Genomic DNA, 6,398 nt, shown 5'->3' on the forward strand with positions numbered 1-6,398 from the left:
GCCGCGTCGTCGGACGGGGCGTCATCGGAGCCGCACCCGGCGAGCGCGAGGGGCGTGGCGAGGGCGAGCACCCCCAGGGCGGTGCGGACGGTCGGGCGGCGGCGGGCGGATCCGGTGAGGTGCATGGGACGAACCTACTTCTTCCGCCGGCCCGGGTGGGCCGCGGCGCGTGCTGGACTGGGCATCACGCCCCCGACGGGTACGATCGACCCGGCTTTCCTGCCCGCCGTGCGGGCAGGGCGAGGCGCAGCAAGGCTGATGAGGGCGGCCCCCGGCCGTCGGGACGGGGACTGGCACACATGGAACACCACGGCCACCACGAACTGATCGACGAGATCGAGCGGTCGGTCGTCGCGCTCTCCGCTCCACGTGGCCGGGAATGCCTCCAACGCATCATCCTGCCGCGGGCCGGTGAACCGCTCGACGTGCGCTCGCTCTACCTCGCCGAGGCGCCCACCAACGTCCGGCGCGCGCACTCCTCCGCCCGGACCTCCCTGCGGATCGGGGCCGACTCCGAGGTCTCGTTCGCCACCTACTTCAACGCGTTCGCCGCGGCGTACTGGCGGCGCTGGTCCGTCCTCGGCGAGGTCGTCCTCCGGTTGACGGTGCGCGGTTCCGGTCGCGTGGACCTGTACCGCTCCAAGATCGACGGCTCGCGGATCGCGGTCACCGGTGACGTCGTCGGCGAACCGGGCCGCGCCGACCAGGTGACGACGGTCGAGTTCGTCTGCGACCTGGGCCCGTTCGAGGACGGCGGCTGGATCTGGTTCGACCTCACCTCCGACACGGACGTGGAGTTGCTCGCCGGCGGGTGGTACTCCTCGGTCGACGCACCGCCCACGCGTCCCGACGCCCGCCCGGACGGCACGCCCGACCCGGCCGTACAGGTGCCCAACGACCGGCGGGTCACCGTCGGCATCCCCACGTTCAACCGGCCCGGCGACGCGGTGGCCGCGCTGCGGGCACTGACCTCCGATCCCGAGGTCGACGCCGTGATCGACGCCGTCCTCATGCCCGACCAGGGCGACCGCAAGGTCCGCGACGAGCCCGGCTTCGCGGAGGCGGCGGAGTTCCTCGGGGACCGACTCCACATCTTCGACCAGCCCAACCTCGGCGGCTCGGGCGGCTACAGCCGCATCATGTACGAGGCGCGCAGGCTGACCGATTCCCCGTACATCCTGTACATGGACGACGACATCGAGATCGAGCCCGACTCGATCCTGCGGGCCCTGGCGTTCGGACGCTTCTCCACGGTCCCGATGCTGGTCGGCGGGCAGATGCTCAACCTGCAGGAACGCAGCCACCTGCACACCATGGGCGAGGTGGTGGGCGCCCACGACTTCATGTGGACCGCCGCCCCGCACGCGGACTACGACTACGACTTCTCGCGCTACCAGCTGACGGACCGCGAGAACCCCAAGCCGCTGCACCGCCGCATCGACGTGGACTACAACGGCTGGTGGATGTGCCTCATCCCGCGCGTGGTCGCCGAGAAGATCGGGCAGCCGCTCCCGCTGTTCATCAAGTGGGACGACGCCGAATACGGGCTGCGCGCGCGGCAGGCCGGCCATCCCACCGTCACCATGCCGGGCGTGGCGATCTGGCACATGGCGTGGTCGGACAAGGACGACGCGATCGACTGGCAGGCCTACTTCCACCTGCGCAACCGCCTGGTGGTGGCGTCGATGTACCACGACGGCGACCACAGGGGCATCATGCAGTCCAGCCTCAAGGCGCTGGTCAAGCACCTGGTGTGCCTCGAGTACTCGACGGTCGCCATCCAGATCGAGGCCATCCGGGACTTCCTGAGGGGGCCGGAGGCCCTGTACGAACTGCTGCCCACCGCGCTGCCCAAGGTGCGCGCGATGCGGGCGGAGTTCCCCGACGCGGTGGTCATCCCGTCGGCCGTCGACCTGCCCGCACCGTCGGGTGGCCCGGCGGGCATCCACTCCGAGCCGAGGGGCCCGGTCCGCAAGGCGGTGGCGCTGGCGCGGGGCCTTGCCCACACCCTGAGCAGGGACGACAAGACGCACCACGAGGTGCCGCAGGCGAACTTCCCGCCGATCGAGGCCCGCTGGTACTCGCTCAGCAGGGTCGACGGCGCGACCGTCACCACCGCCGACGGTCGCGGGGTCGTCTACCGCAAGCGCGACCGCGACCTCGCCGCCGCCCTGTTCAAGGAGTCGGCCGCCGTGCACCGTGAGCTGTTCCGCCGGTTCCCGGAGATGCGCCGCCGCTACCGCGACGCCCACGCCGATCTCGTGACCAAGGAGGCCTGGGGCCGTGTCTTCGAATCCTGATCCGGTGGTGTCCGATCCCGCCGTGGAGATCCCCGTACCGACCGGCGAGGTCCGGTTGCTGGCGGCGATCCAGCGTCAGCTGTTGGCCGTGCCCGGTTCCCGGGAGGCGGCCGTGACGCTATCGCATGTCGGCGAGCACGCGCTGGGTTGGATGGCGGTCGCGGCAACGGGAATGGCCGTCGATCCGGCCCGCCGCGGTCGGTGGGCGATGGTCGGCCTCGGCAGCGTCGGCGCCCATGCCACCTCCGTCGTCGTCAAGCGCGTCATCCGTCGGCGGCGCCCGGACCACCCCGCGGTGACCGTCGGCGTCGGTACCCCCTCCAAGCTCAGTTTCCCGTCGTCCCACGCCACGTCGACCACCGCGTTCGCGCTGCTCGCGGGGTCGGTGGTCGGGGTCCCGGTGGCGCCGGCGCTCGTGCCGGTCATGCTGGCGTCGAGGTTGGTGCTGGGAGTCCACTACCCTTCGGATGTGTTCGCCGGAGCCGCGGTCGGCGCGGGCTGCGCTGCGCTCACCCGCGCCGTGTGGCCCTCGGCCGCCGTCCAGAGCGTGCTGCCCGAGACACTGCGCGACGGCGCGGCGGGCCCAGGCGTCACCCAGAACCGCGAGGAGAAGCGATGACCGATCAGTCCGGAGCGCCGGTGACCCGGGGCGGGGCAGACCACCACCTCCTCGGCGCCGAACCGCACACCGCCAACGAGATCGACGACATCGCCGAGGCGGAGGAGGATGCCAAGGGCGCGCCGCCCAAGAACCTCCTCGACGGCATGGTCAAGGCGCTCCGGCCGCGTCAGTGGGTCAAGAACGTCCTCGTCATCGCCGCGCCCGCGGCGGCCGGGTCCCAGACCCTCACCGACGGCAGCGTCCTGTTCTCGGTGTTCATCGCGTTCGTGGCGTTCTGCATGGCCGCCTCGAGCGTGTACCTCATCAACGACGCGTTGGACGTCGAGGCCGACCGCGCCCACCCGACCAAGCGGTTCCGCCCCATCGCGGCGGGCGTCCTGCCCGTGGGGTTGGCGTACGGCATGGCGGTGGTACTCATCATCGCGTCGATCGCGATCTCGGTGCTGCTGGCGCACCCGGCCCTGGCGATCGTCGTGGCCGTGTACATCGTCCTGCAGCTCATGTACTGCTTCGGGCTCAAGCACCAGCCGGTGCTCGACATCGCGTTCGTCTCCTCCGGCTTCCTGCTGCGCGCGGTCGCCGGTGGCGCGGCCGCCGAGGTCGACATCTCGCAGTGGTTCCTGCTGGTCATGGCGTTCGGTTCGCTGTTCATGGCCGCCGGCAAGCGCTACGCCGAGCTGAGCCTGCACCTGAAGACCGGCGCCAAGATCCGCAAGGCGTTGGAGAGTTACACCCCCACCTACCTGCGGTTCGTCTGGACGCTCTCGGCGACGGTGCTCGTGCTCTGCTACGCCCTGTGGGCGTACGACCGCGGCTCCGACCCGACGCAGCCGAACGGGGCGGCGATCTGGCTGCAGATCTCGATCGTGCCGTTCACCATCGCCGTCCTGCGCTACGCGGTCGACGTCGACGCCGCGCAGGCCGGCGAGCCCGAGGACATCGCCCTCGGCGACCGCGTCCTGCAGGTCCTCGCGGCGCTGTGGGTCCTCACCGTCGTGATCGGCGTCTATATCGTCCCGTCGATCGCCTGAGTCCGGCGGACGGACGATGTCGCAGGTGGCGGCGGCGCGCCGGTTCGGGCGCACCGGGGCGGTCTTCTGGACCGGGGTAGTGGTGGTGGTGGCGGTCTTCTTCGCCGGCGCCTGGCAGCGCCGGTGGATCGCCGACGACGGCCTCATCGTCCTGCGCACCGTCCGCAACCTCATCGCCGGCAACGGCCCGGTGTTCAACGCGGGGGAGCGGGTCGAGTCCAACACCTCCACGCTGTGGACGTACCTCATCTACGGCGTCCACGAGATCGTCGGGTACCGGCTCGAACTGGTCGTCCTGGGTGTGGCGCTCACGCTGAGCATGCTCGCGGTGGTGTTCGCGATGCTGGGCACCCGCGTGATGTACCGCGGCACCCGCCGCGCACCGGCCGGTGGGCCGATGGTGCTGCTGCCGTTCGGCGTGCTGGTCTACGTGATGCTGCCCCCGGCCCGCGACTTCGCCACCTCGGGTCTCGAGACGGGCCTGGTCATCTGCTGGATCGGCGCCATGTGGCTGGGGTTGCAACTGTGGGCCCGGGCGCCCCATCGTGAGGGCCGGTTGGGCTGCCTACCCACCCCGGGCACGGCCGCGATCGCCTTCCTCGCCGGGCTCGGCCCCCTGGTGCGCCCCGAGATGGCACTGGCCGCAGCGGCGTTCCTGGCGCTGATGGCCGTCGCCCACCAGTCGTGGCGTCACCTCGGGTGGCTGGTGGTGCTCGCCGGCACGGTCCCGGTGGTCTACCAGGTCTGGCGGATGTCGTTCTACGCGCTGCCGTACCCGCTCACGGCCGTGGCCAAGGACGCCGGCGGGTCGAAGTGGGACAAGGGCGCCGAGTACCTGTGGAACCTGCTCTCGCCGTACGTCCTGCTGGTGCCGCTGGCCGCCGTGCTCGTCGCGGGAATGGTCGCCCTCTGGGCCCGCCTCGCCCCCCGCCCCGGAAATCCGCTATTCCCGCTCCGGATCCGCTACCCGGATTGGAGTAGCAGATCCGGAGGGACGATAGCGGATCCGCGGGGCGCCGATGGTGGCGCCGCCGATGGTGGCGGCGATGGCGGGGGCGCCGACGACCACGACGCCGACGACCACGACGACGACGAGGGCGGTCGCCTGCCGCGGCTGCGCCGCCGGGCCCGCTCCACCCCGGTCGTCACGATCGTGTTCCTCGTGGTGGCACTGGTGATGCTGCTCTACGTCATCCGCGTCGGCGGCGACTTCATGCACGGCCGCGTGCTGCTGCCGTCTCTGTTCCTCCTGCTCCTGCCGGTCTCGGTGGTGCCCCTCCCCGTCGGTCCCGCCAGCGGGTCCGCGGAGGCCTCGGTGCGCCGGGTGGCGGTCCCGGCGATCGCGGCCGCGTGGCTCGTCGTCGTCGGCTGGGCGGTGACCGTCCAGGTCACCGAGAACCCGTTCCGGGAGGAACCGGAGTCGATCACGTCGGCGGGGATCGTCGACGAGCGCCAGTTCTACATCCAGCGGACCGGGCACAGGCACCCGTTGCTCGCCGAGGACTATCTGGACTTCCCCCGGATGCGGGCCCTGGTGAACGACGTCACCCGGAACCGGACCGGCGCGGTATTCCTCCCGGTGCCGGGGTTCCAGGACCGGTGGGACGTGGTGTCCTACGACCGACCGATGCCCGGGTTGGCACCGTTCGAGCTGCCGGAGGAGCCCCTCAAGACGGTGGTGTTCCTCAACCTCGGCATGACCAGCATGAACCTGCCGCTCGACGTGGACGTCTACGACACCGTCGGGCTCGCCTCGCCGCTGGCCGCGCACACGGACCGTATGGAGGACGGCCGGATCGGGCATGACAAGTTCCTGCCGTACGACTGGGTGCTCGCGCGCACCGGAGTCGTGGAGGACCCGGTCAACTTCCCGCGGTGGATCGACGTCAACTGGGTGAACCAGGCCGAGGTCGCGCTCCAGTGTCCCGCCACGCAGGCACTCATCGAGTCCTACACGGCCCCGTTGACCCTCGAGAGGCGCTGGTCCAACGTGGTGAATGCATTCTCATACGCCGAGTACAGGATCAACAGAATCCCTGCGTACGAGGTCCAGAGGTGCGGGCTGCCGATGCCGGAGGAAGTGGAGAAGTATCAGGGCACTCGGTAGTGTTGCGCACGCTGTTGTCTCGAAACGGTAACAGTCGGGGGTCGAAATGGTCCCCGACCTGTAACACCTGCCCCAAAGTGCGCGACAGTATCGATGAACTCGATGTCGCAGTTCCGGTCCTCCCCCTGGTGGGGCCGGTCCGATGAACGTCACCGATGCCCTCCCGGGCACCAGGAACGAACAAAGGAACACACGAATGTCCCACTCCACCCTCCGGCGCAGGTTCGCCGCCGGGCTCACCGCACTGGCGACGGCCGCAGGGCTCGTCGTCGGCGCCCCGGCCCTGGCCGGTGCCCAGGCGACCGAGCAGGGCTCGTCGGCCAGCCTCGGGTCCGCGG

Annotated in this window: 4 protein-coding genes; all 4 read left to right on the forward strand. The window is 70.7% G+C overall.

What is annotated here, in order from left to right; all coding sequences use genetic code 11:
- Positions 1 to 299: 299 nt before the first annotated feature.
- From G6024_RS00320 to G6024_RS00335, 4 genes are read left to right on the forward strand one after another with little or no spacing between them, the layout of a single operon-like run.
- Entirely contained in the window at positions 300 to 2,300 is a 2,001-nt protein-coding gene (locus G6024_RS00320) for a glycosyltransferase (RefSeq protein ID WP_069388759.1), read from the forward strand.
- Positions 2,284 to 2,919 carry a phosphatase PAP2 family protein gene (locus G6024_RS00325; RefSeq protein ID WP_069388758.1) on the forward strand — a complete coding sequence of 212 codons (636 nt, stop codon included), beginning with the start codon at positions 2,284 to 2,286 and terminating at the stop codon, positions 2,917 to 2,919. The genes G6024_RS00320 and G6024_RS00325 overlap by 17 nt, the downstream gene beginning before the upstream one ends.
- Complete coding sequence (locus G6024_RS00330; protein ID WP_096906243.1) at positions 2,916 to 3,953, forward strand: decaprenyl-phosphate phosphoribosyltransferase; 1,038 nt, start codon at positions 2,916 to 2,918, stop codon at positions 3,951 to 3,953. Before G6024_RS00325 ends, G6024_RS00330 begins: the two co-directional genes overlap by 4 nt.
- Positions 3,954 to 3,969: 16 nt before the next feature.
- On the forward strand, positions 3,970 to 6,060 hold the full coding sequence (locus G6024_RS00335) for an arabinofuranosyltransferase AftB family protein (RefSeq protein ID WP_159147558.1): 2,091 nt from the start codon (positions 3,970 to 3,972) through the stop codon (positions 6,058 to 6,060).
- The last annotated feature ends 338 nt before the right edge of the window (positions 6,061 to 6,398 follow it).

Origin of the sequence: Dietzia maris, assembly GCF_014144855.1 — a bacterium.
Classification (GTDB): Bacteria; Actinomycetota; Actinomycetes; order Mycobacteriales; family Mycobacteriaceae; genus Dietzia; species Dietzia kunjamensis.